Source organism: Brachybacterium sp. UNK5269 (genome assembly GCF_049266655.1).
Lineage (GTDB): Bacteria > Actinomycetota > Actinomycetes > Actinomycetales > Dermabacteraceae > Brachybacterium.
In genome coordinates, this window is the sequence record NZ_CP184886.1 from 30,608 (window position 1) to 56,042 (window position 25,435).

The window sequence follows — 25,435 nt, forward strand, 5'->3', positions numbered from 1 at the left end:
TTTCCCCCTATGTGCGGCAACGGCGTCCACCCATACTCAAGGTCGGGCCTGACAGCCGATGCGGCCGAGAAGCCCGTGGGCACTCACGAGGCTGTCATGGCGGCGTACCTCTCGAAGAGGATCCGCGCCCGCTCCTCGTTCGTCGTCACTCGCTTCTTGGCACCAAAGGCTCGGTCGACGAGACGGTCGAGCTTGTCGTGCGCCGCAACCAGGGCCGGGTCCATCGCGAGCGGGCTGTAGTGCTGGGCTAGGGAGCGCTCCGGGTGAAGGGCGCGAGCTTCGAGAATCGCCTGGCCCGCAGCGGCGATCGCTGCCCGGTCGGGCTCCGCGACCTCGGGGAGCGGGATGGTGTACCAGGTCAGGGTCGATGCGAAGCGGAGTCGCGACTCGAGCGTTCCCCCAATCGCCCGCTGCCAGGTGATGAACATGCTCGAGGACATGACAGCAAACTGGAACCCGTCGGGATCCTTCATGATGAAGTTCGCATTGCTCGCTACGACGTCAGCATCAAAAGATGCAACCGGGAAGTACCGCCTCGCCTCGCTGATGTGGATCGGGATGCACACGAACGAGGCGTCCTGCTTGGCGAGCTGTCGAAACAGATGATGGTGGGGGTACTCCCGGGTGGAGGCTGCTTTCGATGCAGCCCGGAACGTGCGGACTGCTTCGACGCGTTCGCGGAGGATGCGGGAGCGCGTCAGGTCTGAAGGGTCTACACCCTCGAGCCAGAGGCACCAGCGGTCCTCATCGTGGAGGAGTTCTCGTGCCCCGACGTATTTGTGGACATACTTCGCCGCGACAGGGTCGGCCATGACCTCGTCGTACTGCTCAGGCTCCACGATGAGGTTCCCAGCATCGGTTGGCTTTGACCCGTACTCCACGATTCCGAGTGACGGGCTCAGCGGGCGAGAACGCTTCTCGACCAGCATGTTCTTCGCGTCTTGGAGGTAGGCGTTGATGCCGATCTTGACGGGGACCTCGCGGGGTGCGGCCTTGGGGCGGTCGTACTCGAACAGTCGAGGAGTGACTTTGGCGTTCTGGGTGTGGCCGACGATGACGCAGTGCACGGCTGCCGCGCCGGGGGCCTCGCTGGACCAGGCGAAGGTCTGGTGGGCGAACTTGATGCGCCAGCCGCCCTCAAAGATCCAGCCATAGAGGCGGGGGACCTGGTCTCCCTGCGTGACGGAGTTCGTGGTGACGAATGCCCACTCACCTCGGTAGCGGTAATCGGTGAAGAGATGCAGGGCCTTGGCGTGCCAGCCGGTCACATAGTCCATGCGGGAGAGGATGCGGTCTCCGCCCCAGGCGTTGCGGAGGTCGGCGAGCTGGTCGGCTCCGCGGGTGTTGTCGCCAAGGAAGGGGGGTTGCCCATCACATACAGCGACGAGGTGGCTGGGACTACATCGCGCCAGTCGGTCTGCAGGGCATTGCCGACGGTGATGCGTGCGGAGTCCTGAGGGGGGAGCATCGGCACCGAGTAGCCGAGGGTGAGGTTCACAGCCTGGTTGGCCTGGTGCTCGACGAGGAACATCGCGGTGCGGGCGATGGTGGCCGGCCACTCCTCGAGCTCAATCCCGTGGAACTGCGACAGCTTCACGTGCACGCGATCGCCAGCGTCCAACGACAGCTGCGCCCGTGTGGGATCGAGCTGCTGGAGGCGCTCGTGGATGCGCAGCTCGAGGGCGCGCAGCTCCCGGTAGGCGATGATCAGGAAGTTCCCGCACCCGCAGGCCGGGTCCAGGAACGATAGCGACCCCAGATGTTCGAGCAGCTTCTCCAGCTCGCGCTTCTTGGCGTGCGCCTTGGTGAACTGGTCCTCGAGCTCGTCGAGGAACAGGGGGCGGATGACCTTGAGGATGTTGGTCTCGGTCGTGTAGTGCTCGCCGAGCTCGCGCCGGGCCTTCTTCGACTTCACCGCCTGGAACATGGAGCCGAAGATCGCGGGGGAGATGCTGGACCAGTTGAAGTACGCGGCCTGCAGCAGTAGCTCGCGGGAGGCGCGGTCGAAGTAGGGGATCTCGACTGCCTCGCCGAACACGGAGCCGTTGACGTAGGGGAATGCCTGGATCAGGTCGTCGTCGCGTCCGTACCGCTTGTCCTCGGGCTTGTTCAGGGCCTGATAGAGCGTGGTGAGCTGGGCGCCGAGGTCGGAGCCGTCTTCGCTGGTGCGCTCTTCGATGTACCGGGAGAACAGGTCGCGCTCCCAGAGGCCGGAGTCGTCGGCGTACAGGCAGAACAGGGTGCGGATCAGGAAGATCGAGGCCTGGTGCTCGTCGTACCCGGTGGCCTCGAGGTGCTCGTACAGCTTGGCCATCAGCTGCGCGGCCTTGATCGAGGCAGTCTCCTGCTCGAGGGAGCCGAACTTCGCGCGCCGGTAGCCGGCGAGGAACATCAGATCCTCGACGTGCGCGGGAAGCTCCTCGAGCGGGAACTCCAGCAGCTCGGTCTCGGGGGAGTCCGCGGCGAGATCGAGCAGCCGGAAGCGCTTGAAGTCGCTGGTGATCACGAAGTCGGGCCGCTCGTGCTCGGTCAGGGACTCCATGTAGTCCAGTGCCTGCGCTTCAGCCTTGGCGAGGTCGGCGCCCGTGGACTTCATCTCGATCAGGGCAGTGCCAGAGATCAGCGCGTCGATGTAGCCCTGACCGCCGGTGGAGGCGCGCTGGGCGCGCTTCTCATACAGCGCCGCGCCCGAGCGGGTGATGCCGAAGACCCGTAGCAGGTCCCGGACGAAGGACTGAGCCTCGCCGCGCTCGTACCCCTCCGCGTCGCGCCACTGCGCGACGAACGCCCCCGCTCGCGAGCGGATGTCGGGCAGCACGAGAGGCTTCTGACTCATGACCACATCTTCCCAGTTCCCGCTGGGTGGGAGGCGACAGCTGGCGGGTGCCCGCGCGAGCCATGGGGCATAGCGGAGCGGCACCACGGCGCCGTGAGTGCTTTGCGTTCACGGCGGCAACGAGCCAGGACCGAGCGGGGGAGTGGGAAGCTCATTTACGCCATCGCCCTGATAGCGAGATGCTCCACGCGGCGGGTCTCACCGCTGCCCGCAAAGCTGAGGACGGCGAGAGCCGGGATGTCACCTTCACCATCGTCACGCGCGAGGCGCGCGAGGCGCGCGACGCCGGCGGCAAGGTCCACGACAGGATGCCCGTGTGCCTCACGATGGGGCGGAATGACTGGTCCAGGGGCCCTTCGAGGCCGAGCAGAAGGATCCGAAGCCAGAGCAGCTCGGCGAGGTCTCCACTGCGCTGACCGCAGAGCTGGCGACCGTGTGGTGGAAGGCAAGCCCATAACTTATGCACTCTCGACTATAAGGACCCGAGCCACTTCACGTGTCGGCTCCCTCAAGCAGAGTGATCGTCGCGGGAGAGATCTGCTTTCCCGGCCAAGCGCAAAGGAGCACACGATGGCTGCTTAGGTCACGCACGTTCGGTATGGCGGGAATCAGAAGACGGAAACGTCTATCGAGCACTACCGATGGACGAACAGGCTCTCCGGCGTCATCTACCCAGTCCGGTGACCTGATTGACCGTCCAAGCGAGGGCGCGGCTCTTGTTCCCGACCACGGCCCCTGTGACGGCGCGAGCTACGATCCGGGCCGGCCGCTTCCAACTTCTGGCCCAGTGTTAAACCCTCTCCAGGAGCCTCGAGTATGCCCTCCCGGAGTCGCGCCGACGATCCGAAGCTCGTCCCAAGAGGCCGGCGACCCGGTGCAGGGCCAGTCGCAACTTAGGCGTTGTCGCTTAGCATAAGTCTATGTAAGGTATGCAGAAGCGGGGACCCCCGCGCCTCGGCAACGAGGCGATCGAACTCAGGGAGGAGTTCAGGTGATTCGACGACGCGCAGTGCTCGCCACGGCCGCTGTGGCATCCATGGCACTCGCGGGATGCGGGAGCAGGGCTCAGCAGAGCGACCCCCACAGGCTGACTGTGTGGTCGATGGAGTCCCTGCCCGACCGGATGGCCGCGACCGAAGCGATCCTGGATGGGTTCACGGAGCAGACCGGGATCGAGGTGGAGCTCGTCGGGATCGAGGAGGCACAGGCCCCTCAACTGCTGATGTCCGCTGCGCTCTCCGACGACCTGCCGGACGTGATGATGTCCTTCCCGCTGGGCCTCGTGCAGCAGATGAACGCCCTCGAGATGCTCGACACCGGGACCACCGCTCGCGTCCTGGAGAGCCTGGGCGAGGACACCTTCGCCCCGAAGGCCCTCGAGCTCGTCTCCGCCGACGGGACCCGCCTCGCCGTGCCCTCCGACGGCTGGAGCCAGGTGCTGGTCTACCGCACCGACCTCTTCGAGGAGGCGGGACTCGAACCGCCCACCACCTACGAGTCGCTGATGACCGCCGCGCAGCAGCTCACCGGCGACGGCCGCTTCGGCATCGCCCTGGCCACCGACGCCTCCGACGTCTTCACCCAGCAGACCTTCGAGTTCCTCGCCCTGGGCAACGGGTGCGAACTGGTGGATGACGCCGGCGAGATCCTCATCGACTCCCCGCAGTGCCTGACCACCTTCGAGCTCTACCGCGATCTGGGCGGGGAGGTCTCTCCCGCCGGCACACAGACCGTCGACTCGACGCGCGCCTCCTACTTCAACGGGCAGGCCGCCATGGTGATGTGGTCCACCTACATCCTCGACGAACTCGCCGGCCTGCGCGACGACGCCCTCCCGAACTGCGAGGAGTGCGGCGAGGACCCGCAGTTCCTCGTCCACAACTCCGGAGTCGTCGCAGCCGTGACCGGACCGCACGGCGACGGGAGGAACAGCTTCGGCGAGATCGCCTCCTTCGTGCCGGTCGACGCCGGCAACCCCGAGTCCTCCCAGCAGCTCATTGAGTACATGATGAGCACCGGCTACGTCGACTGGCTCGCGATGGCCCCCGAAGGCAAGAGCCCGATGCGCAGCGGCACCCGGGAGAACCCGACGGAGTTCGCCGACGCCTGGGCCCAGCTCGAGATGGGCGTGGACCGCAAGGCCCCGCTCTCCGACTTCTTCGACGAGCAGACCCTCGAGATCCTCACCTCCGTCGGCGAGACCATCGACCGCTGGGCGATCCCCCAGGGGCAGGGTCCGCTGATCGGGGCGTTCCAGGCCGAGCTCCCCCTGGCCGCCAACCTCGCCGAACTCACAACCGGCAGCATCACACCCGAACAGGCCGCGGAGCAGGTCGCCACCGCCGCCAAAGGAATGGTGGACTGATGAGCACCACGACCGCACCCCCCGGCACCACCCGCCCCGCCCGGCGCAGGGAAGCCACCCGCGCCGGCGGTGAAGCACGCACCGGCTGGCTGTTCACCGCCCCCACCGTGATCATCACCCTCGCGATCATCGTGGTGCCGATCCTGTGGAACATCGTCCTGGCCACCCGTGACGTCTCCTTCCTCGAGATCGCCCGCGAAGGCATCTTCGCCGGCAGCTTCAGCCTGGACGCCTTCGTCGACACCGTCACCGGCACCGGGTTCTGGCGCTCCCTCGGCGTCACCATCGTGTACTCGGTCGCCTCCACCGCCGGGAGCATCATCGTCGGCCTGGTCGCGGCGCTCGTCTTCCGCGGCGCCTTCCGCGGCCGCGGCCCCCTGCGCGCCCTGATGCTCCTGCCCTACGTGGCCCCGGTGGTCGCCGTAGCCTTCGTCTGGCAAGTCATGCTCAACCCGCAGTACGGGGTGGTCAACCACTACCTGGTGAAGCTGCCCGGCGTCGGCGAGCCGATCGACTTCCTGGGCCTCGCGCCCTGGGCGCTGATCACCGTGATCGCCTTCGAGATCTGGCGGTACTTCCCCTTCGCCTTCCTCTTTCTCTCCGCCCGAGTCGTCGCCCTTCCCCGCGACGTGGAGGAAGCCGCGCTGATCGACGGCGCGACGCCCTCACAGAACTTCCGGCACGTGGTGCTCCCGCAGCTCATGAACACGATCGCACTGCTGTCCGTGCTGCGACTGATCATGACCTTCAACAAGTTCGACGACGTCTACCTCCTCACCGGCGGCGCCGCCGGCACGGAGGTCGCGGCGGTGCGCGTCTACAACCAGCTGATGGGCAGCTTCGACATCCCCGGCGCTGCGGCGACGGCGGTCGTTCTCGCGATCGTCCTGGCACTGTTCCTGACCGGATACTTCGCGCTCACCAGCAGGAGGGACGACGCATGAACCGCTACGCCTTCGAGACTCGGCTGTTCGCCATCCTGCGCTGGGTGGTCATCGCCTTCCTCGTCCTGATCACGCTGTTCCCGTTCTGGTACATGCTCATGCTGAGCTTCACCTCCATCCAGGACCTCCAGCTGCACCCGGGCCGACTGGTGCCCGCACTCGACTCGATCACCATCTCGACCTACGTCGACGTACTGCGCCCACGGGACGCCGGCGGGCAGGGCTTCGCCCGACTGATGCTGAACTCGCTGATAGCGGCGACCGCCGCGACGGTCCTGACCCTCCTCCTGGTGATCCCCGCGGCCTACGCGGTCTCCCGGCTGCGCTTCCCCGGCCGCCGACAGCTCGGCGGGCTGTTCCTCCTGATCTACATGTTCCCCGCGATCATCCTGGCGATCCCGCTGTTCGTCGCCTTCAGCGCGCTGGGCATCCGCGAGAGCCTGTTGGGCCTGGTCATCGTCTACATCGCGCTGACGATCCCGGTGTCGATCTACATGCTGCGCCAGTACTTCGACACCATCCCGCCTTCGATCGACGAGGCCGCGATCATGGACGGCGCGACCCGGCTGCAGATCATGACCCGGATCACCGTGCCGCTCGCCCGCCCCACGGTCATCTCCACCGGGCTGTTCATCTTCATGATCGCCTGGAATGAGTTCCTCTTCGCCCTGCTGTTCCTGGTGGCGGACCGCGATCTGTGGACCGTGTCCCTGGGACTCTCGCAGCTCGCCGACGGCATCGAGATCTCCAAGACCGTCCTCATGGCCGGCTCGGTCCTCCTGACCCTCCCGATCATCATCATCTACGCCGTGGCCGAGCGCGGTCTGACCGAAGGCCTGACCGCCGGCGCGGACAAGGGGTGATGCGGACGTGGCGCGCACCCAGAAGGGCCGGCCCACCGTCACCGGAGCCGGCGACGTGCTCCAGCTGCTCCGGCAGCAGGGACCGCTGACCCGGACGGAGATCCAGGACCGGAGCGGCTTCTCCCGGGTGACCGTCGGCCACCGCGTCGCGGCGCTGCTGGAGCACGGACTGCTCAGCGAGGGCGAGGAGCGGGCCAGCAGCGGCGGTCGTCCCGCGACGGCCCTGCGCTTCAACACCGACCACGGCGTCTTCGCCGTCGCCGCGCTCGAGACGACCCGCACCCGCATCGCGCTGACCGACCTTGGCGGCAGGATCCTCGCCGAGGCCGACGTCGACCTCCGGGTCGGTGCCGGGCCCGAGCACTGCCTCCGGGCCGCGGAGGAGAGGATCGACGAGCTGCTCAGTGTCCGCGCTCCTTCGAGCGCACCGCTGCGCGGCGTCGGGATCAGCCTGCCCGGGCCCGTCGACCCGGGGACGCAGCGCCCCAGCGAGCCGCCGATCATGCCCGGATGGGACGCGTACCCGGTCGCCGACCGGCTCCAAGACCGCTTCGGCGTCCCCGTCGTCGTCGACAACGACGCGAACGTCATGGCGCTCGGCGAGCAGCGGGAACGCTATGCCGCCGTGCAGTCCCTCGTCCTGGTCAAGGTGTCCACGGGCATCGGGGCCGGCATCGTCATCGACGGCAGCCTGCACCGCGGCGTCGACGGCGGCGCCGGGGACATCGGGCACACCCGGGTCGGCGGCAGCGACGGCGAACTCTGCCGCTGCGGGAACCGCGGATGCCTCGCGGCCTATGCGAGCGGGGCCGCGGTCGCCCGCCGGCTGAGCACCACCGAGCACGTGCTCGAGACCGGCCACGAGGTCCGCGACCTGCTCGACGCCGGGGACCCCCAGGCCGTGGGAGCCGTCGCCGAGGCCGGGGAGTCCATCGGCGTGGTCTTGGCCGGAATGGTCTCGATGCTGAATCCGACCGTCCTGGTGCTCGCCGGCGACCTCGCGAGCACCGCACTGCTGGGAGGCGTGCGCGCCTCCCTGTACCGCCTCACGCTCCCGCGCGCGACGCGCCGCATGGAGATCGTCCTGGGACGGCCCGGGAGCGCGGGCCGAGGACTCGCCGCGGCCCTGGTGGACAAGGCCTTCGCCCCGGCCGTCGTCGACGCCGCCCTGCAGTCCTGACCATCGGCCGCCCACCGGATCCGACAGCGCTGCCGAGCAGTCTGCACACGCCGCACGAACGACAGATGGAGGAGCACGTGCCGCACGTCGTCCAATTCACTGAGCCCGGACTTGTCGAGCTGGTGGAGAGCCCGCCGCAGCCCCTGCTGCCCGGCACCGTCCGCGTGAGGACCTGGTGGTCCGGCATCTCCGCCGGCACCGAGCTCACCGCCTTCCGCGGGACCAATCCGTACATGTCCGCGACCTGGGACCCCGAGCGCCGGCTCTTCCACGAGGGGGCACCGGAGCACTCCTATCCGGTCGCCGGATGGGGGTACTCCGAGGTCGGCCGGGTGGTGGAGGTCGCCGAGGGCGTCACCGCCCCGGCAGTCGGCGACGTCGTCCACGGCATCTGGGGACACCGCAGCGAGGCCGTGCTGCCGGCCGAGTCGCTAGCCTGGCGGGTCCTGCCCGCGACGGCGGATCCGATGTCCGGGATCTTCGCCCGCGTCGGCTCCATCGGCCTGAACGCCGTGCTGGCTGCGGACGCGCGGCTCGGGGAGCAGGTGGCCGTCTTCGGGCAGGGAGTGATCGGCCTGCTCGCCACCCGGCTGGCCGTGCTCTCTGGAGCGCAGGTCATCGCGGTCGACGCCCAGCCCGGACGACTCGCCGTCGCGAAGAGCCTGGGAGCCCACGCCGTCGTGGACCCGAGGGCGCCCGGCGGCGCCGGGGCCGAGATCCGCGAGCTCACCGGCGCCGGCGCCGATGCGGCCATCGAGCTGAGCGGGAACGACGCCGCCCTGCACGAGGCCATCCGCTCGGTGCGGGTCGAGGGCACGGTCGTCGCCTCCGGCTTCTACCAGGGCGGGGCGCCGAACCTGCGCCTCGGCCACGAGTTCCACCACAACCGGGTGCGCATCGTCGCCAGCCAGATCTCCGGCGTGCCGGTCGAACTCGGGCGCCGATGGGACCAGCGCCGACTCGTCGAGGTCTTCATGGCACAGGCCGCCGCCGGCGCCGTCGGCACCCGCTCCCTGGTCACGGACGTCGTCGACGCGGCGGACGTCGCCGAGATCTTCGCCCGGCTCGACCGCGGCGACGGGCAGACCCTCCAATCCGTCCTCCGCTTCGACGACGCTCCCGAGGACGCGCGATGAGCCGCGCCCCGGACCTCCCCGACCACGGCCCGCAGTTTCCGTCGGCGCCCCTCGCCGTGGCGATCCTCGGGGCGGGATCGATCGCCCGCACCGCGCATATCCCGGCCTACGAGAAGTACGGCGTCCCGGTGACCGGCGTGTACAGCCGCAACCGCGCCCGCACCGAGGACCTGCCGCAGCTCTTCCCCAGCGTCCGCCGCATCTACCGCTCGACGCAGGAGCTGCTCGAGGACCCGGCCGTGGAGATCGTCGACCTCGCCACCGGCCCCGAGGACCGGGTCGACCTCATCGCCCGCGCCGTGCAGCACGGCAAGCACGTCCTCGCCCAGAAGCCCCTGCTGGCCGGCGCCTCCGACGTGGCCGCGCTGAGACCGGTGCTCGACGAGGCCGCCGAGCGCGGCCTGCGCATCGCCGTGAACCAGAACGCGCGCTGGGCACCCGTGTGGCGACTGGCGACCCTCCTCCTCCGCCAGGGGGAGATCGGCGACGTGGTGGGCGTGACCCACCTCCACGACAAGCCCCTGCCGCCCATCGCCGGCACGCCCTTCGACGACATCGACCACATGCTGATCGCCGACTACATGGTCCACTGGACCGACATCACCCGCTGCTGGCTCGAAGGGACCCGGGTGACCCACCTCAGCGCCCGGGACTCGCGCGTACCGGGACAACCGGAGACCGCCCGCAACCCGTGGCACGCCGACGTCCGGATCGGCTGCGACAACGGCGCCAGTGCTGCCCTGCGGGTCGTCGGCGACGTGCAGGCGACGAACCCCGGCTGCCCCTTCTGGATCCACGGCACCCGCGGCACCCTGCGCGGCAGCATCCTCGGCGGCACCGACCGCCTCGAACTCGACCGCGACGGCGAGATCCACCCCCTGCCGCTGCACGGCGAATGGTTCGTCGACGGCTTCGCCGGCACGATGGCCGAACTGATGAACGCCATCCGAGAGGACCGCGAACCCGAGAACTCCGCCGTCCACGTCCTGCCCACCGTCGAGCTGACCGACGCCGCCCGCGACTCGGCGCGCCACGGCGGCATGCCCCGCCGGCTCGACATCGCCCTCACCCCGTCCACCAGGAGCACCACCCCATGACCTTCCACGAGATCACCGAGATCCCCCTCGGACCGGACGCCCGGATCTACACCGAGGGCTGGCAGAGCTGGAGCGCGACCACCTGGTACCGGCCCGGCGAGCCCCAGCACCGCCCCGAGCACGACTGGCAGCACGCCATGCGGTTCCGCCCCGGGACGGACCTCGCCGAGGACGCGTACCAGGCCGAGGGCCTGATGGTGATCGATCCCGGCGACGGCTCCCCCTCCACGTCGTCACCGGCGAGAACCCGCCCGAACGGGACGCGGACGTGCCGACGCTCCACGCCCGGATCGTCGACGTGGCGGCACGGATCTCCGCCTCGGCGCCGACGGCGAGCTGGACCGCTCCCGACGTCGCCACGGCCTTCTCCGACACCGCCGAGCGCCTTCGCGCACTGACCGGGGCGGCAGCACCCGAGGCCGCCCCGCGCGTGTGGTGCACCTGGTACCGCTACTTCGAGGACCTCACGGCCGACGACGTGCGGGAGAACCTGGCAGCGCTCGACGAGCTCGACCTGCCGATCGACGTCATGCAGATCGACGACGGCTGGTCCACGGGGACCGGCGAGGGCACCCGGGTGCGCGACGCCTTCGGCGACCTCGCCGCCCTCGTGGACACGATCCGCGCCGGGGGACGACGGGCAGGGATCTGGCTGGCCCCCTTCCTCCTCGGCGTCGAGACCACGCTCGCGACGGAGCACCCCGAGTGGCTCGTCGGCCCCGCCGGCTTCAACTGGGGACAGGACCAGACCGGACTGGACCTGACGCATCCGGGCGTCCAGGAGTACCTCGTGGAGGTGTTCAGCAGCCTGCGCGACCTGGGCATCGACTACTTCAAGCTCGACTTCCTCTACGCCGGCGCGATCCCCGGGACCCGCCACCGGCCGCTCGACGGCGTCCAGGCCTACCGCGAGGGCATGCTCCTGATCCGGGAGGCCGTCGGCCCCGACGCCTTCCTGGTGGGATGCGGGGCACCGCTCCTGCCCAGCATCGGCCTGGTGGACGCCATGCGCGTCTCCCCGGACACCTTCCACGAGGGCGGCGAGGACGGCTCCACCGGACTGCGCGGGCAGATGTCCCTCGAGGCGCGGCACTGGCAGAACGGGCGGTTGTGGATCAACGACCCGGACTGCCTGGTCGCCCGTCCCTCCTTCGCGCTGCGCGACCAGTGGGCGGAGGTCGTCCGCTCCGCCGGCGGACTCGCCTCCTTCTCCGATCGCCTCGCAGAGCTCGACGATCACGGCCTCCGGATGGTCCGCGACCTCCTGGAGGCGCCGGACGACCGCCGCGCCCCGTCGGCCGCCGCGGCGACGGGAGGTCTCCGGTGACCCTCACCCGACTCTCCGCTGCGCTTCGCCCCCACCTCGACCTGCTCTATCCCGAGCAGGCGCAGGAGGTCGCCGACCGACTCGTCGCCCGGGCGGCTCAGCACCTCCGCACGCCGGCGCCTGCGGGGGAGCGGCCCACCGAGCGCACCGCCTTCCTCATCACCTACGGCGACGCGATCCAGCGCGCCGGCCAGGCCCCGCTGGCGACCCTCCGAGAGGTCCTGGACGATACGGTCCGGGACGCCCTCACCGACGTGCACCTGCTGCCGCTGTACCCCTGGACCTCCGACGACGGCTTCGCCGTCGTCGACCATCGCCGGATCGACGAGTCCCTGGGCACCTGGGACGATGTCAGCGCCCTCGCCGAGGAGCGCGGCGTGATGCTGGACTTCGTCGCCAACCACGTCTCCAGCCGGAGCCCCTGGTTCCAGGGCTGGCTGGCCGGCGACCCGCACTACGCCGGCTACTTCCTCTCCCCGGGGCCCGACTTCGACACCACGCAGGTCGTGCGCCCGCGCGCCACCCCGCTGCTCCACGAGTACGACCGGGCCGACGGCAACACGACGACCGCCTGGACCACCTTCGGCCCGGACCAGGTGGACGTGAACGTCGCGACGCCCGAGGTGCTCCTCGAGCTCACCGATGTGCTGCTGGGCTATCTCGACCGCGGCGCGACCGCCATCCGCCTCGACGCCATCGGCTTCCTGGCCAAGCGATCCGGCACCAGCTGCATGCACCTGCCGGAGACCCACGCCGTGATCAAGATCTGGCGGGCCCTGGTCGAGGAGGTCGCCCCGGGCACGGTGCTGCTCACCGAGACCAACGTGCCGCACGCCGAGAACATCAGCTACTTCGGCGACGGCACGGACGAGGCCCACATGGTCTACCAGTTCGCGCTGCCGCCCCTGGTGCTGCACGCCTTCGCCACCGGCAGCGTCTCCGTGCTCGGCCGCTGGGCCGCCGAGATCGGCCCGGTCGGCGACTCCGCGACCTGGTTCAACTTCCTCGCCAGCCACGACGGGATCGGGATGCGCCCCACCGAGGGCCTGCTCACGGACGAGGACCGCACGATGCTCGTCCAGCGGGCGCTCGCCCACGGCGGCCGCGCCGCCATGGTCACCCGCCCGGACGGCAGCGAGGCGCCGTACGAGCTCAACGTCAGCTACCTCGACATGCTCGCCGACCCCGGCCGCGCCGACGACGCGGAGGTCGCACGCCGAGCGCTGGCGGCCCACAGCATCCTGCTGTCGATGGTCGGCGTGCCCGCGATCTACTACCACTCGCTGTTCGGCTCGACCCACGACATCGACGGCATGATCGCCAGCGGCATCCCCCGCCGCATCAACCGGAAGACCCTCGACGCCGAGACGCTCCTCGAGGAGCTCGACACCTCACCGCGGCGCCGCACCATCTTCGAGGGCCTCACCGCCATGCTGCACGCACGGCGCAAGCAGCCGGCGCTCTCACCCTTCGCCGCACAGGAGGTCGTCCCCCTCGACGAGCGCGTGCTCGCGCTGCGACGCGCTGGCGGCACCCCGCACGAGATCCTCTCCCTCACGAACGTCAGCGCGGGTACCGTCGAACTTCCCGACCTGCACGGAATCGATGTGCTGACAGGACGAAGGTATTCCGGAACTATTGTGCTTCCGGCCCACGGGGTCCTCTGGCTGCGTGGATGACCGAGGAGCTCCGCACGACGCACTTGACCATCACGCCAGCGAGCGATCGGTCCCGCGAATATACGCCGGGGGTCTGCTGGAGTAACCGTGAGCATTGTCCGCGGCAAACTTCTCGTCGGCTCTGCATGGGTCGTCGTACTCGCGACGATGAGGACCGATTGAAGTGCGCATATTCGAAGTTATGCGGACCCTTTGCTTGCGCAGCTCGGCACCGTGCTGATCGTCATTGCGAGTGAGTGGGCGGCGGTTCCGGTTGTTCGGCTTCCTGAGCGCCGGAAGGCCCCCGGCTTCGCGGGGAGCCGGGGGCCTTCGGTGAGGGTGATCGAGCGATCAGGTCGCTGAGGATTCGATCTGCTGGGGAGCGTTCTGCGTGGTGATCTCGATCTTGCGGGGCTTGGCCTTCTCGCTGATCGGGATCGTCACGCTGAGCACACCGTTGTTGTAGCTCGCGGAGATGTGCTCGGTGTCCAGTCCCTGTCCGAGGCTGAGCTGACGCAGGAAAGTTCCTCCCGTGCGCTCGCGAGTGATCCACTGCGCCTGTTCATCGGTCGCGAGGGTTCGCTCGGCGCGAATGGTCAGCAGCTGGCCGTCGACGTCGACATCGACGGACCCGGGATCGATGCCCGGCAGGTCGGCGGAGAGGACGTAATGATCGCCGGCGCGGTACAGGTCCATCGGCATCTGTCGAGGGCCCCGTCGCCCAGTGTCGAGGAAGTTGTTCGCGAGACGCTCCATCTCTCGGAACGGGTCGTAGGTAGCCATGATGTCTCCTTCCTGTCGCGGCCACCTCCGGGATTGGTGGCCTACCAACCTTGAGTCCGTTCGACTCAACTGCGAGCAGATTAGCACTCTCCCCCGGAGAGTGCCAGCCTTGAAGTCTGCCCATAGCGGCTGCCTCAGCTGCCCTCCGGCAGCAAGGTCGGGCACCCCTGGGTGCGCCGCGCGCCTGGGTGAGCGACGGCTTGTGTAGCCCACCGTGCTTAGGTCGCACATGGCCCGGGCTAGCCATGCCGCCGATATGCGTATTACAATATTCGGTATGAGGAAGATGCAAGGTCATGAGGTCCCCGAGGATCAGGTCGATGCCTGGGTTGCTGAAGCCGAGGCTGGCTACGACGTGGAGCAGCTGCGCAAGCGCGGACGGCCCACTCGCGGTGAGCAACCGGCACAGGTTGTGCCGGTGCGATTCACCGACGAGGAGATCTCCTCGCTCATGCAGCGCGCTGACCGCGAGCACCTGAATCGGTCAGAAGCGATCCGTCGAGCCGTTCGTGAGTGGACAACCGCGTGAGGGTTCGCCCCTCGGCACTCAAGCACGGCATCCTCGCCGCGGACTCCACCTACGCGGCCCGCAATGCGGTGTACATCGCGCCATTGGATGAGGAGAAGCCGCAGAGGGAGCTACGTCTAGGGTTCGACACCCATGCCCGTCTCCTCGAGCTGGTAGTGCTGATCTGGGATGACGGCACTGAGGAGATCATCCACTCGATGATCGCCCGTAAGCAGTACCTGAGCCTCATATCGTGACACGAGCCCGCGGCGACCTGAGCTGCTGGCGGTGGGTAGGCGGGTGGAGGCGTTGCGTGGGGAGGCCAGTCGTGTAGTGCGCATAATCAAGATTATGCGCACTAGAGCGGAGTGTCGCCGCAGCGAGGGCAGCTGTGCGGCCTAACGTGGCGGGATGAGCGAGCTCTTCGAGGACGCTGCCCAGGACTGGATCGCGGAACGTCGCGCCGTCGGGCGCACCATCAGCGTTAAGACGGCTACGGCCTACCGCGCCGACCTCGCCTCGTGGCAGCGCTACCTCGAGGCCCAGACCGGCGCCCCCGTGAAGGTGCAGGATCTGACCGGGCCGGTCATCAAGGCCGCGATGGCGGAGATGAACAACGCTGGCCTCGCGCCGACCACCCGCCGGCGCCTGGTGACGACGCTGCGCGGCCTGTGCCGGTACCTCGTGCTCGAGTCCAGACTCTCCGCCGACCCCACCGCCGCGCTCCAGGCGCCGCGCGCTCCCGCGCGCCTGCCGGTGGCCTTCACCGACGGCCAGATCTCCGCCCTGCTGGGGACAGCGCGCACGGAAGATCCGCAGGCGCGACCGGCGGCGCCGCTGCTCGACGTCGCGATCGTGGTCATCCTGGCCGCTGGCGGACTGCGCGCCAGCGAGGCCGCCGAGCTGCGACTGCTCGACTACCGGCCCGGTGACGAGCCCTCGCTCCGGGTGGTCGGCAAGGGTCGCAAGGCCCGCACCGTGCCTCTGGATCCAGGGGTCGCCGCGCAGATCGACACCTACCTGTCCTGGCGCGCCGAGCACGCCGAGGGCCAGGGCGACTCCTCTCCCCTGCTGGTGCGGCCGGACGGCCGCGCGCTCACCCGCGACACGATCTCCTATCGCGTCAACCGGCTCTACGTCCGGGCGGGCATCGCCAAGCCCGAGGGCGAAGCCGCTCACGCCCTGCGCCATACCTACGCCGTCTCGATGGTCGATGTCGGTGTCCCGATCTCCGAGGTGCAGCAGCTGCTGGGCCACGAGAGCATCGCCACCACCGGCATCTACCTCAAAGCCTCCGCCGCGCACCTCCGGGCGGCCTCCGCCGCCCCATCGGCCGCACGCCTACTTGCCAGCACGCCAGCAAGCCAGCAAGACGGCTAGGTGCGGAGCGCCGACGGAAGGGATCGCTCCGGCTGCTCCTGGCGCGATGGGGACGAGGTCGTGACATGGCCGCCACCAGCCTATAAGGTGGCTTATATGGGAGGTGGTTTCGATGACCGCACAGTTGGAGTGGCCGGCGGATGATCTGGTGGTGGCGGCGGTGAGTCGGCGTCAGGTGGAGGTCGCGACGCTGGATTACCGTCGCGCGCTGAAGCATCTGGACCGTGAGGGTCGTCCTCAGGCGGAGGTGGCTCGGGTGCTCGGTGTCTCCCAGTCAGCGCTGAGTCAGTCGTTGAAGGTGGCCCGGAAGGTCCCCGAGGCTGTTCCGGGGTTTTCGGGCGCTGGCCCGTATGAGATCTGTCAGCGCTACTCGCTGGGCCAGCTGACGCGGGAGCAGCTGATCGAGGAGCTTGCTCGCTGGGAGTACACGCCGATCCCGGAGCCGGAGTGGCTGGAGGATGTCGTGGCGAGCCCGGGTCCGGGGTCGTGGCGTGAGGTGCAGAAGGCGCACCGGGAGGGGCTGCTCGACGATGCGATCTACGACGAGGTGGCCGAGCGGAAGAACGCTCCGGCTTCGTGAGTGACTGGATCGATCGTCATATCGACCATGTGCGGGAGCTGACTCGCCGAGATGGGCCCTTGGGAACCCGCGCCGAGTCCGCGTCGATCCACAATCCGCGCTGGTTCCACTCCCCCGGGGTTCCTCGAGCCGCCCGCGACCGGCTGCACGCGCAGTACGTGGAGGAGTGCTTGTCGAGGGTAGCGCCGGGCCAGAGCCGGCACGCGATGGTGATAGCTGGCCCACCCGGGGCCGGCAAGAGCACTCTGCGTCAGGGGGAGCTTGCCGACGAGGTCGCCGGTCATGTGCTGATCGACCCGGATGAGATCAAACGGTTCCTGCTGCGCCAGGCCGAGAGGGATGGGTCGCTGGAGGAGTTCTTGAAGCCCGCTGCGGTGCGCGAGCTCGAAGCGCGCGGAGAGCGGTTCTTCACGCTGGAACTGTCCGCACTGGTGCATGTGGAGGCCGTGCAGATCGCTGACGTGCTGCGGGAGGAAGCGCTCGAGCGCGGGTACCCGGTGGTGATCGACGGCGTGCTGTCCCAGCGTGAACACGCGATCGCGGTCGGGCGCCAGCTCGAGAGTGCCGGGTACGGCGTGGAGGTGGTGGCGGTCGATGTGCCGTTCGAGGTGTCCGAGCATCGGATCCGGTCGCGATGGCGGGAGGCGTACGTCGACACCCTCGCGGGCAAGGGCGATCTCCTGGGCGGGCGCTGGGTGCCCAGTGACTACGCCCGCGCGATGTTCGATGGCCCGCAGGGGCGCAGCCGGTCAGTGGTCGCGGCCGAGCAGCTGGCCCAGGAGGTGGGAGCCGTGGTCCGGTACCGGGTGTTCCGCACGGAGTCGGTGGGTGCGCCGGCGGTGGTGACCACGGACGTGGCGCGCGTGCGGGCGGGAAGCTCGCTCATCGACCGCGAGGCCGCGCAGGCCCACCAGGCCGCTTTCGGAGGGCCGGCTCCTCGGCGTCGACGTGCACAGCCCCGGCCCGAGGGATATGAGCGATAGACCAGCACGGTCGCGATGTGCCCCCTATATGAACAGGGGCCCCCTTCCGGGAGGGGGCCCCTGCTGATGCCGGGGAGTGCCGGCGTGCTCGGTTGTCAGTGCGCGGCGTTGTACGCCTCGCGGATTTCCTGGGGGACGCGGCCTCGTTCGCTGACCTCGTAGCCGTTCTCCCGGGCCCACGTACGGATCTTCGCGGCGTCGTTCGAGGAGCCCGCGCTGCGGGTGCCGGTGGTGCGGCGGCCGCCGACGCGGCGGGCCTTGCTGGCCCATTCACCGAGCTGGTCGCGCAGCTGCTGGGCGTTGTCGTCGTTCAGGTCGATCTCGTAGGCGACACCGTCGAGAGCGAAACTCACCGTGCCGGTTGCCTCCGAACCATCAACGTCATCGGTAAGGATGATCTTGGTCTTGCGCGCCATTGTTTACCCCTCAATTGATCGAGATGTCGCCGCGATCCTATAGGTACGGGCTTCGAAGAATCCGCATCGCGGCGCCGATGGGGCTCCAGGGTGAGTAGTCCCTCGCCGTCGGCCTGATGTGGCCTTAGGCTGGCGCGATGTCTACCTCTGGCGGCCGTGCGCCGGACCCTCGCCCCGCACGGACGAAAGCCGCGCTTTTCGCGGCTGCTCGTAACCTGTGTGCTGCTGGGGACAAGGTCACCGTCAACGACCTGGTCCGGCTCGCCCGTGTCAGCCGCTCCGCCTTCTATACCCACTATGAGGATATCGAGGACCTGCTGGGGGAAATGCTCGACGAGATGTTCGAGGGGCAGGAGGCGCGGGTAGCCGCGCTTGCCGCCGCAGGCCGATCCGCCCAGGAGATCGTGCACGCCACCGCGGCGAGCATGGCCGCGTATGCGTGCGTTCACCAGGCCTTTCTCCGAGGGTCGCTGAACTGGAAGGTTCGCCATCGTGCCTATGTGGGCGTCGTGCAGACGTGCGCACGTCTCCACGAAGAAGCCCTGCGCCAGATGGGGAAGGACCTGCCTGCCGATGTGGATATCGCGCGGACGGCGCAGTTCTTCGCCGGTGGGACGATGCAGGTGATCGTCGACTGGTTCGTCCTGGCGGGACAGGACGTCCATGGCGGCGCGGAGGCCGACGAAAACGCTCTGGTCACGTCGTTGTTGCGCGTGCTGCCGAGCTGGTACACCGGCCTCGCCCCGTCAGATCCGATCCCTGCAACGCTACGCACGGTGGGCATGCCTTCGCCAGCGGCTGACGGGACTTCGCGCCCTGTCGCTCTTGGGGTGTGACACGAGCGCGCCAGCATCGCGCTATCGCGGACCTGGACAGGGGCCATCCGGCGCTGCGGCGGGCACGCAGGCGGAACGGTGAATGGAGCTCAGGCGGCGGTCGATGACGACGGCGCCGCCTTACCGGAGGGGCTCTCGAACGTGGTGGTGACCCTGCGCGCTACGCACATCTCCTTGACGCGCTCTTCGCTGTGCGCCTGCACGGCGGTCGTTCGCTTGTACCCCTTGTGGAAGATCGTCGCGGTCCACTCGCGGTACCGAATGGTTACGGCGGCCCGCGGGCGGCCGCGGCCCGCTAGCGTGCGCTACTACCGGGGCGTGACGCACCACCGGGATCACTACAGCCGCCCCGAGGAGACTCCATGGACTCGACCACGAGTACCGATGCCCGCCTAGAGAACCCGTTTGGCCTTGTATCGCTCCTCGCTGGTTTGGTGCTTATGGTGGTCTGGGCCACCTCTCAGGCGCTCATGCACACCATGCCGTTTTTCCATCAGTACTACGACGTCCCCATCGGCACCTGGATGCTGGTCAGCCGGATCCCGCCGGCGATCCTCGCGCTCATCGCCACCGTGTTCGGGTTCATCGGTCTTCACGCCAGGGGCAAGCTCTCCCCAGCCGCAGCTGTCGGCGCCGCCCTCGGATCCGCATACCTGATGCTCGGAGTTGCTGACATCCTCGGCAGCGTCATCCTCGCGCCCCTCATCAACACGTTGGAGTTCTGACGTCCGCCGAGGTGCCGCTCACGGCGGGCACCGCAGAAAGTCCTCCGACGGCAGGAACACAGCGCACCTGGTGAGGGAGGCGGCGATCCAGGGTCAGCGGCCGTGGCTGGTGTCGCGCCCGGAGTCGTGGCTGCGCTGTTGGCGGGAGCGGTAGTCCAGGCCGTGCTCGCGCATCTTCTGGGGGTTGAAACCGGCCCAGCGTTCCCCGTCCTTGGTCTCCACGATGGGGGCTTGGGCGAGGCCTTGACGCTTGAACTGCTGGACGAGGTCGGGGTGCTCGGCGAGGTTGATCTCTTCGTACTCGACGCCGGCCTTGTCGAGGGTGCGCTTGGTGGCCGCGCAGCCCATGCAGTCGGGGGTGGAGTAGAGGGTGACTTCGACGTCGACCTTGGTGACGGTCTCCGCGACCGCGGCGACTCGTTCACTGGCTTGCTGGACGGATTCCTGGGCCGCGGTGACACCCGGGTGGGCCTGTTCGGGGCGCATTGTCTCGACGGCCTCGGAGAGCGCCTGGTTCGCGGCGTGCAGGTGGGCCTGCGCGGAGGTGTTGTCCTCGGTGATGCTGGCGATCGCCCGCCGCACGCTGAGTCGCGCTGCGGCGACGTCGTGCAAGGCCGGCGCCGCCGTACTGTTCTCGTCGTCGAGCTGGGTGGTGACCCAGTCGCGCTGTAGCGGCGTGATGCCGGTGCGGTCGCCGAGGGTGGCGAGGTCGATGGTGGGGACGTCGTGGCCGACGTTGCGGAGCTGCCGGGCGACCTCGTCGACGCTGATCGGTGGTTCGCCGTAGGGGATGGCGGCGCGGGTGATGGCGTCGGTGTAGATGCCGTACAGCTCGTCGCTGTCGGGCGGGTACCCGCCCTCGTCGAAGTCGCGGAGGTTCTCGTCGATCTCCTCGATTAGAGCCCGGATCTCGTCGACCTGCCCGTGCCTCAGCAGGGCCCGGGTCTCGGCGGTCTGCTCGACCCACCGGGCTTCGTAGTAGGTGGCGCTGAGATAGCGCTCAGCCTCGGTGACGTGTTCGGTGCTGGTCGGCTCGGTCATGATCGTTCCCTTCGTTCGGTGCCGCTTTTTCTGCGGCCTTCTTCCTGATAGATGCCGCCCTTCGTGTCCCGTGCCGGAGAGTCAAGGGTGGCGCGTAGCGCCATCGCGGAGCGACGCGCAGCGCCCTTGACCGGAGGTACGGGACACGAACGATTGGGCATCAGGAAGACGGCGAGCCCGCCGCGTCCCCATCGCCTGCGCCCGACGTGCCGCCCGTGGTGGTCTGTGCCGCTGTTGCGGGCTTCCGCGTTGCTGCTCGCTTTCGGGGCGCCTTGCCGGGCTCCTCGAAGTTGAGGTGCCCGGTCAGTTCCTTCTTGTCCCAGCCGGCTTTCTCGGCCTGACGGAACGACTCGACGTACGCGCGCTGCGCCTCCTCTACACGCGCTCGTGCCGCCGAGAGTTCGGTTGCGCTGTCGGCCAGCTGCCGCGCCGTCTCGAGACGGCGATCCATCAGCGACAGCACCTTCTCGTCGATCGGGTGCTCACCCTGCTCGGTTATGTGACGTGCCTCATTCATGCCATCACGCTACCCGGGCGCACTGACACCGACAAGCCCCCAGCGGGCCGGTGAAGCCGGAGCAAGATGGAGGCTTAGGTGCCCTAAGCCGTACTCGCCCTTGCGCGTAGCGCCAGGGGTGCCCAGACTGGTGGGGATCCACGCACGAGGTGGCGTGGTCGTTGCACTAGGGCAGGGAGGGGTTCGCGGTGGCGGAGGATGCGTTCGCAGTGGCGCGGCGGGGTCGGCGCCGGGCGAACACCGCTGAGCCGCGGGAGCATCGGGTGGTGTTGAAGGTGACCGGTTCGGAGCTGGCGCTGCTGGAGTCCCTCGCTCGCGCGCAGGGTGTGTCGAAGCAGGCCGTGCTGATGCGGGCCGTGCTGACCGGTGGCGTCGATGCAGCGGCGCGGTATGAGCGGCTGCGGGAGGATCTCTCGGCAGCGCGGCTGGTGCTGGCGAACGTGGCGAACAACGTCAACCAGCTCGCCCATCAGGCCAACTCCTTCGCCCTCACCGGCGAGAACCCCGTGGAGGCGGCGGAGGTGGAGCGTGCGTTGGCGGAGGTGCGGGCGGTGATCGCCCGGGTCGATGCGGTCGCGGTCGGAAGCGGGGATGGCGATGCTGGCTAAGCAGCTCGCGATCGGGTCCACGCCCGCGTCGCTGGTGGCCTACCTCTACGGGCCGGGCCGCTCGAACGAGCACACCGACCAGCGGATGCTGGCCGGCTCGCCGCAGCTCCTGGCGATGGCCAACGTGCTCAATCTCGCCGAGGATGCGGAGGCCCGCTCCGCGGTCGCGCGGGAGTTCGATGGGGCCTGGCGGCAGGTCCGCCGCGAGAAGGGACTGCCGCTGACCCCGGCGGAAGACGAGGCGCTGCGGGGTGTGGCCCGCGCCGATCGCGTCTTCCACGCCACGCTCTCCCTGGGCCCGAAGGACGGCGCGCTAAGCGATGAGCAGTGGGCGCAGGCGGCGCGCGACTTCGTGCGCGAGATGGGCTTCATCGACTCCCCGCAGGGAGCGGACTGCGCGTGGATGGCCATCAACCACGGCGACTCCAAGGGCGGCAACGACCACATCCACATCGCCGTGAACCTGGTGCGCGAGGACGGCACCCGGGCCGACATCAACCGCTCCAAGCTGCGCACCGCCCGGGCGGGCGCCCGGATCGCCGCGAGCCTCGGCCTGGAGGCCGCGTTCGAGGACGGCGTCTACTCCGGGGTCGGGAACATCTCCCGCGCCGAGCTCGAGCGGGCCCAGCGGGAGAAGCGCGACGCCGACCGCCTCGTGGTGCGCCGGCGCCTGGCCGGCGCCGCCTGGCACGCCCGCAGCGAGGCCGAGTACGTGCGCGCAGCACGCGCCGCCGGCGTGATCCTCCTCCCCCGCTACGCCGAAGGTGGCCTGGTCAAGGTCACCGGCTACAAGGCTGCGCTGGCCGATGCGGGCGCCGCGATCTGGTTCTCCCCCTCGAAGCACCTGGATAAGAACCTCAGCCTGCCCGCTCTCCGTGCGGCGAAGGGTTGGACGTTCGAGGACCAGATGGATGCGGTGTCGGTGTGGCGCGAGAGCGCCCGCAGCAAGCAGGGCGCCGGAGCGCTGCGCCTTCCCGTGGAGGACGAGATCAAGCGGGTCCGTGTCACCCTGACCCGCGAGCACAGCGAGATCCGTTGGCGCCGCGTCGCCGCGGACGCGTCGAACCTGCTGGGCGCCTGGGCTGTCGAGGTCAACGGGGCCCACTCGGGTCACCTCGCGAAGGCGTCGGACGCGCTGGCCAAGGCCGCGCAGCCGCGTCGCAGCAGCGCGCGTGAGAGCCTCGCGGAGGTCGCCACGACTCTGGGCACGGCCACGGCCGCCGCGTCAAAGAACGACACCGTGGCCCAGCTGGCCGTGCTCATGCAGCTGATGCGCCTGGCGGAAGCAGTGGCCAGCAGCGCCGCCGCTGACCGCGAGGCCCGGCAGGCCCGCGAGCTCTACGAGCGCGCCGTGGTCCCGCTCAACATCCAGGCCGGCCTGATCCGCTACCAGCGCGACGAGCAGCACCTCGCCACGGTTGACCCGGAGCTTGCGGAGGTCATGCGCGTGACCGGTGCCGTGCGGCCCGGCCCTGCCCGCGAGCAGATCGACTACACAATCCTCTCTCCCGAGACCGTCCAGGTCCTGCGCAGCCAGAACCCGCCGGCACCCGCGCCGCGCGCCACCGCAGCTTCGCGTCCTCACCGGGCGCGACAGACCCCCGCCCGCCGGGACGAGGGATACGAGAGGTAGGAGGCAGTCATGGCACCGGACGTCGAAGACGAGCTGTTCGGAGACAGCGCCAGGGTCGTACGCGCCACCAGCACCGTGGTGATGCGAGCACTGGAGCAGATGCACCGCCGACAGGAAGAACGATCCCGCCGCGCCGCCGAGGGCTACCGAGAAGGTGCCCAGGCTCTCGCGGACCGCGAGAGCGCGCAGCGCGAGGCGATGCGGGCTCTCATCGCACCGGCCCGCGACCCTCAGTGGGTCGAGAAGGCCAGCGACCGCGATGTCGCGATCGCCTACGTGTACGCCGAGGCGTACGCCGAACAGGACGAGCACGCCCGCCACACGCGCGACTCCCTGGGCCGGCAGCTCGAGGCCCGACACGGAGACGTCGCCGCGTTCGTGGACGCGCACGTCAGCGCGGACGAGATCGAGCTGACGCCCGTTCCGCAGGGCGCTGACCTGTCGCCGTCCCAGGCGCGGTTGGTCGCGGCGCGCGACGAGACCGCGCAGAAGTGGGCCAACATCTTGCAGGTCAGCGGCGAGGACCGGGCGAGCCAGTGGCTCGAGGCCAACCTTGACGAGGCCGAGAAGGCACGACTCGCGGCCTACCGCCACGAGGACCGCGCCGACCGAGAGCGAGGAGAAGCGGACACGGACCGTGCCCGCGCTGGCGCCGCTGACGGTCACGAGCAGGAGCGGCTCCACACCGACGCCGACGAGCATGAGGATGCCGCCGCAGCGGCCGAGGCCGACCGCGAGAGCGCCCTGTTCGGGCGAGGCGAACACCCCCACGACCCAGACCTCGCGGAAACGCGAAGGGTCGTCGATGCCGAACAGCGCGAAGCAACCGAGGCCGCCACGGTCGCGCAGGGGGGACGGAACGAGCCCCTACGCGAGCAGCTGGCCAACCAGCGCAACCGTCAACGGAGTGGTCGACACGTCAAGGCGAAACGCCAGCAAAGCAGCGAGCACATCAACGAACGTGGACGCTGAGCACCGCCATCGAGCTGTTCGACGAGGCCTCGGATTATTAGCTCAGTCGGAACTCGACGCTATGCGCCCGGTATGCCCTGCGGGGCGGTCGGTATATTTGGGGGAAGATCGGGTTTAGGATATGCGACTCTGATCGAGCAGATTTGAGGTTGAGACAGCACGATGTGCTCCCAGTCCTCGTTCAACCGGGTGAATGTTTTCTCGCCGGGACGCCGCCGCAAGAGGGGGGACCGCAGCGCGAGATCCCGTTGACTGTCTTCCGGGCCAGTATCGAATGCAGCGAACCTCCCCTTCCAGGCGGTTCCGTCGGTTAGTTCAACGATCACCACTGGAGGTAGGTCGTCATCCCCTCGCCATTCCACAAAAACGCGATGCCAGACTGGCACTCCGTGGATGGACGGTCGAGCCTTGCGCCACCTCCACCAGGCAGCCAGAAGAGTGAGGACGCAGGCCAGTACGCTGGTGACTAGTGCAGCTCCGAAGTAAGGAACTGCGCCGACGCTGTCTGCCAAGAGCTGTTCGCTGGCGGCAGCGCGCTTATACAGCGTCCACCACCACGGACTCAACAGTGCGGCCGCCGTGACCGTGGCTAACGAGGAAGCAAGGATAGTGCGAGAGGCCTCGTAAAAGGCCGATTCTTTAACCGGGGGGCTGTGTCTCGCCTGCTGCCGTTCCCAGACTAGCCCCGGGGCCAGGAGCAGAAAGAACCCGAGTACAGCGGAGGCGCTGTCGAGGATCACTCGTCGTCGGAGTCGAGTAGCTGGTTGGTGGTTCTGCCGCCAGAGTGGCTCTCGTATTCATCAGCGTAAGAGGAGCTCAGTGCTCCCTTCTCCTCCAATTGACTCATGTCGGCTTCAGTCGTCCGGCGCGGATCGTGGGGCTCTCTGACTCTGGCCATGGCTTCCTCCCGTAGTTCGGTTTGAGTGATCGTCGTGCGGATGCTAGCGGGCATCCGGTGCCTCGCTCGGAAGCGCGCCGGGCTTGGCGACGCCACCGAGCGCTCGGATGTGGGCGCTGGAGACTACAGTAAGAGTGACACAGTTCATA

The 25,435-nt window shown here is 68.8% G+C and carries 25 protein-coding genes and 1 pseudogene; 19 read left to right on the plus strand and 7 right to left on the minus strand.

All coding sequences use genetic code 11. The features are described from left to right. Positions 1 to 83: 83 nt before the first annotated feature. Both ACOJUI_RS17595 and ACOJUI_RS17600 read right to left on the minus strand, forming a co-directional pair. Positions 84 to 929, minus strand: a complete 846-nt coding sequence (locus ACOJUI_RS17595; protein ID WP_422117891.1) for a type IIL restriction-modification enzyme MmeI — start codon at positions 927 to 929, stop codon at positions 84 to 86. Positions 930 to 1,070: 141 nt separating this feature from the next. Continuing rightward, positions 1,071 to 2,836: pseudogene (locus tag ACOJUI_RS17600) on the minus strand (DNA methyltransferase); the annotation flags it as partial. A gap of 179 nt (positions 2,837 to 3,015) precedes the next feature. Between ACOJUI_RS17600 and ACOJUI_RS17605 the strand changes: the two are divergent. The 9 genes from ACOJUI_RS17605 (at position 3,016) to ACOJUI_RS17645 (ending at position 13,427) form a co-directional block, all read left to right on the plus strand. Further along, positions 3,016 to 3,252, plus strand: coding sequence for an SOS response-associated peptidase family protein (locus ACOJUI_RS17605; RefSeq protein WP_422117882.1), 237 nt, complete (start codon positions 3,016 to 3,018; stop codon positions 3,250 to 3,252). A 686-nt stretch (positions 3,253 to 3,938) separates the two neighbouring features. Then, on the plus strand, positions 3,939 to 5,201 hold the full coding sequence (locus ACOJUI_RS17610) for an ABC transporter substrate-binding protein (protein WP_422117883.1): 1,263 nt from the start codon (positions 3,939 to 3,941) through the stop codon (positions 5,199 to 5,201). Further along, positions 5,201 to 6,145 carry a carbohydrate ABC transporter permease gene (locus ACOJUI_RS17615; RefSeq protein ID WP_422117884.1) on the plus strand — a complete coding sequence of 315 codons (945 nt, stop codon included), beginning with the start codon at positions 5,201 to 5,203 and terminating at the stop codon, positions 6,143 to 6,145. Before ACOJUI_RS17610 ends, ACOJUI_RS17615 begins: the two co-directional genes overlap by 1 nt. Next, positions 6,142 to 7,008: a carbohydrate ABC transporter permease gene (locus ACOJUI_RS17620; RefSeq protein ID WP_422117885.1), complete on the plus strand. Its 867-nt coding sequence runs from the start codon at positions 6,142 to 6,144 to the stop codon at positions 7,006 to 7,008. Before ACOJUI_RS17615 ends, ACOJUI_RS17620 begins: the two co-directional genes overlap by 4 nt. Positions 7,009 to 7,015: 7 nt before the next feature. Beyond that, positions 7,016 to 8,188 (plus strand): ROK family protein, encoded by a 1,173-nt coding sequence (locus tag ACOJUI_RS17625; protein ID WP_422117886.1) that lies wholly within the window; start codon positions 7,016 to 7,018, stop codon positions 8,186 to 8,188. A gap of 77 nt (positions 8,189 to 8,265) precedes the next feature. Continuing rightward, positions 8,266 to 9,324 carry a zinc-dependent alcohol dehydrogenase gene (locus tag ACOJUI_RS17630; protein ID WP_422117892.1) on the plus strand — a complete coding sequence of 353 codons (1,059 nt, stop codon included), beginning with the start codon at positions 8,266 to 8,268 and terminating at the stop codon, positions 9,322 to 9,324. Beyond that, a complete protein-coding gene (locus ACOJUI_RS17635; RefSeq protein WP_422117887.1) occupies positions 9,321 to 10,421 on the plus strand; it encodes a Gfo/Idh/MocA family protein in 1,101 nt (366 codons plus the stop codon). Before ACOJUI_RS17630 ends, ACOJUI_RS17635 begins: the two co-directional genes overlap by 4 nt. 268 nt (positions 10,422 to 10,689) lie before the next feature. Further along, entirely contained in the window at positions 10,690 to 11,748 is a 1,059-nt protein-coding gene (locus ACOJUI_RS17640) for a glycoside hydrolase family 36 protein (RefSeq protein WP_422117888.1), read from the plus strand. Beyond that, the gene (locus ACOJUI_RS17645) at positions 11,745 to 13,427 is read left to right on the plus strand and encodes a sugar phosphorylase (RefSeq protein WP_422117889.1); all 1,683 of its coding nucleotides are present in this window, start codon (positions 11,745 to 11,747) and stop codon (positions 13,425 to 13,427) included. The genes ACOJUI_RS17640 and ACOJUI_RS17645 overlap by 4 nt, the downstream gene beginning before the upstream one ends. Positions 13,428 to 13,757: 330 nt before the next feature. Here ACOJUI_RS17645 and ACOJUI_RS17650 read toward each other — a convergent pair whose 3' ends face one another. Beyond that, on the minus strand, positions 13,758 to 14,189 hold the full coding sequence (locus tag ACOJUI_RS17650) for an Hsp20/alpha crystallin family protein (protein ID WP_422117808.1): 432 nt from the start codon (positions 14,187 to 14,189) through the stop codon (positions 13,758 to 13,760). A gap of 277 nt (positions 14,190 to 14,466) precedes the next feature. On the opposite strand from ACOJUI_RS17650, the gene ACOJUI_RS17655 reads away from it, so the two are divergent. From ACOJUI_RS17655 to ACOJUI_RS17675, 5 genes are all read left to right on the plus strand, one after another. Continuing rightward, a complete protein-coding gene (locus ACOJUI_RS17655; RefSeq protein WP_422117809.1) occupies positions 14,467 to 14,718 on the plus strand; it encodes a ribbon-helix-helix protein, CopG family in 252 nt (83 codons plus the stop codon). After that, the gene (locus tag ACOJUI_RS17660) at positions 14,715 to 14,954 is read left to right on the plus strand and encodes a hypothetical protein (protein ID WP_422117810.1); all 240 of its coding nucleotides are present in this window, start codon (positions 14,715 to 14,717) and stop codon (positions 14,952 to 14,954) included. The genes ACOJUI_RS17655 and ACOJUI_RS17660 overlap by 4 nt, the downstream gene beginning before the upstream one ends. 154 nt (positions 14,955 to 15,108) lie before the next feature. Continuing rightward, entirely contained in the window at positions 15,109 to 16,077 is a 969-nt protein-coding gene (locus ACOJUI_RS17665) for a tyrosine-type recombinase/integrase (protein ID WP_422117811.1), read from the plus strand. A gap of 112 nt (positions 16,078 to 16,189) precedes the next feature. Then, entirely contained in the window at positions 16,190 to 16,657 is a 468-nt protein-coding gene (locus ACOJUI_RS17670; protein ID WP_422117812.1) for a hypothetical protein, read from the plus strand. Positions 16,658 to 16,863: 206 nt separating this feature from the next. Continuing rightward, positions 16,864 to 17,640, plus strand: a complete 777-nt coding sequence (locus ACOJUI_RS17675; RefSeq protein ID WP_422117893.1) for a zeta toxin family protein — start codon at positions 16,864 to 16,866, stop codon at positions 17,638 to 17,640. 95 nt (positions 17,641 to 17,735) lie between these two features. Here the strand turns inward: ACOJUI_RS17675 and ACOJUI_RS17680 are convergent, their stop codons facing one another. Beyond that, a complete protein-coding gene (locus ACOJUI_RS17680) occupies positions 17,736 to 18,056 on the minus strand; it encodes a histone-like nucleoid-structuring protein Lsr2 (RefSeq protein WP_422117813.1) in 321 nt (106 codons plus the stop codon). A 137-nt stretch (positions 18,057 to 18,193) separates the two neighbouring features. Here ACOJUI_RS17680 and ACOJUI_RS17685 point away from each other — a divergent pair, with 137 nt between their 5' ends. After that, on the plus strand, positions 18,194 to 18,892 hold the full coding sequence (locus ACOJUI_RS17685; protein ID WP_422117814.1) for a TetR/AcrR family transcriptional regulator: 699 nt from the start codon (positions 18,194 to 18,196) through the stop codon (positions 18,890 to 18,892). 362 nt (positions 18,893 to 19,254) lie between these two features. Next, positions 19,255 to 19,617 (plus strand): hypothetical protein, encoded by a 363-nt coding sequence (locus tag ACOJUI_RS17690; protein WP_422117815.1) that lies wholly within the window; start codon positions 19,255 to 19,257, stop codon positions 19,615 to 19,617. Positions 19,618 to 19,710: 93 nt separating this feature from the next. On the opposite strand, the gene ACOJUI_RS17695 is transcribed toward ACOJUI_RS17690, so the two are convergent. Together ACOJUI_RS17695 and ACOJUI_RS17700 are read right to left on the minus strand one after the other, a co-directional pair. Next, the gene (locus tag ACOJUI_RS17695; protein ID WP_422117816.1) at positions 19,711 to 20,658 is read right to left on the minus strand and encodes a glutaredoxin domain-containing protein; all 948 of its coding nucleotides are present in this window, start codon (positions 20,656 to 20,658) and stop codon (positions 19,711 to 19,713) included. Between the two features lie 160 nt (positions 20,659 to 20,818). Continuing rightward, the gene (locus ACOJUI_RS17700; protein WP_422117817.1) at positions 20,819 to 21,175 is read right to left on the minus strand and encodes a hypothetical protein; all 357 of its coding nucleotides are present in this window, start codon (positions 21,173 to 21,175) and stop codon (positions 20,819 to 20,821) included. Positions 21,176 to 21,441: 266 nt separating this feature from the next. Between ACOJUI_RS17700 and mobC the strand changes: the two genes are divergently transcribed. From mobC to ACOJUI_RS17715, 3 genes are read left to right on the plus strand one after another with little or no spacing between them, the layout of a single operon-like run. Next, positions 21,442 to 21,783, plus strand: coding sequence for a plasmid mobilization relaxosome protein MobC (gene mobC, locus ACOJUI_RS17705; protein ID WP_422117818.1), 342 nt, complete (start codon positions 21,442 to 21,444; stop codon positions 21,781 to 21,783). After that, positions 21,767 to 23,416, plus strand: coding sequence for a relaxase/mobilization nuclease domain-containing protein (locus ACOJUI_RS17710; RefSeq protein WP_422117819.1), 1,650 nt, complete (start codon positions 21,767 to 21,769; stop codon positions 23,414 to 23,416). The genes mobC and ACOJUI_RS17710 overlap by 17 nt, the downstream gene beginning before the upstream one ends. Before the next feature lie 9 nt (positions 23,417 to 23,425). Next, positions 23,426 to 24,388 (plus strand): hypothetical protein, encoded by a 963-nt coding sequence (locus tag ACOJUI_RS17715; protein WP_422117820.1) that lies wholly within the window; start codon positions 23,426 to 23,428, stop codon positions 24,386 to 24,388. A gap of 59 nt (positions 24,389 to 24,447) precedes the next feature. Here the strand turns inward: ACOJUI_RS17715 and ACOJUI_RS17720 are convergent, their stop codons facing one another. Next, positions 24,448 to 25,128: a DUF6338 family protein gene (locus tag ACOJUI_RS17720; RefSeq protein ID WP_422117821.1), complete on the minus strand. Its 681-nt coding sequence runs from the start codon at positions 25,126 to 25,128 to the stop codon at positions 24,448 to 24,450. Between the last annotated feature and the right edge of the window lie 307 nt (positions 25,129 to 25,435).

Coding starts and splice junctions, on each gene's coding strand:
- ACOJUI_RS17635 (WP_422117887.1), top strand. CDS start 9,321: ATGAGCCGCGCCCCGGACCTCCCCGACCACGGCCCGCAGTTTCCGTCG.
- ACOJUI_RS17685 (WP_422117814.1), top strand. CDS start 18,194: ATGTCTACCTCTGGCGGCCGTGCGCCGGACCCTCGCCCCGCACGGACG.
- ACOJUI_RS17690 (WP_422117815.1), top strand. CDS start 19,255: ATGGACTCGACCACGAGTACCGATGCCCGCCTAGAGAACCCGTTTGGC.
- ACOJUI_RS17615 (WP_422117884.1), top strand. CDS start 5,201: ATGAGCACCACGACCGCACCCCCCGGCACCACCCGCCCCGCCCGGCGC.
- ACOJUI_RS17695 (WP_422117816.1), bottom strand. CDS start 20,658: ATGACCGAGCCGACCAGCACCGAACACGTCACCGAGGCTGAGCGCTAT.
- ACOJUI_RS17675 (WP_422117893.1), top strand. CDS start 16,864: ATGGTGATAGCTGGCCCACCCGGGGCCGGCAAGAGCACTCTGCGTCAG.
- ACOJUI_RS17610 (WP_422117883.1), top strand. CDS start 3,939: ATGGAGTCCCTGCCCGACCGGATGGCCGCGACCGAAGCGATCCTGGAT.
- ACOJUI_RS17650 (WP_422117808.1), bottom strand. CDS start 14,189: ATGGCTACCTACGACCCGTTCCGAGAGATGGAGCGTCTCGCGAACAAC.
- ACOJUI_RS17670 (WP_422117812.1), top strand. CDS start 16,190: ATGACCGCACAGTTGGAGTGGCCGGCGGATGATCTGGTGGTGGCGGCG.
- ACOJUI_RS17680 (WP_422117813.1), bottom strand. CDS start 18,056: ATGGCGCGCAAGACCAAGATCATCCTTACCGATGACGTTGATGGTTCG.
- ACOJUI_RS17715 (WP_422117820.1), top strand. CDS start 23,426: ATGGCACCGGACGTCGAAGACGAGCTGTTCGGAGACAGCGCCAGGGTC.
- ACOJUI_RS17700 (WP_422117817.1), bottom strand. CDS start 21,175: ATGAATGAGGCACGTCACATAACCGAGCAGGGTGAGCACCCGATCGAC.
- ACOJUI_RS17620 (WP_422117885.1), top strand. CDS start 6,142: ATGAACCGCTACGCCTTCGAGACTCGGCTGTTCGCCATCCTGCGCTGG.
- ACOJUI_RS17595 (WP_422117891.1), bottom strand. CDS start 929: ATGCTGGTCGAGAAGCGTTCTCGCCCGCTGAGCCCGTCACTCGGAATC.
- ACOJUI_RS17655 (WP_422117809.1), top strand. CDS start 14,467: ATGAGGAAGATGCAAGGTCATGAGGTCCCCGAGGATCAGGTCGATGCC.
- ACOJUI_RS17665 (WP_422117811.1), top strand. CDS start 15,109: ATGAGCGAGCTCTTCGAGGACGCTGCCCAGGACTGGATCGCGGAACGT.
- ACOJUI_RS17605 (WP_422117882.1), top strand. CDS start 3,016: ATGCTCCACGCGGCGGGTCTCACCGCTGCCCGCAAAGCTGAGGACGGC.
- ACOJUI_RS17710 (WP_422117819.1), top strand. CDS start 21,767: ATGGCGATGCTGGCTAAGCAGCTCGCGATCGGGTCCACGCCCGCGTCG.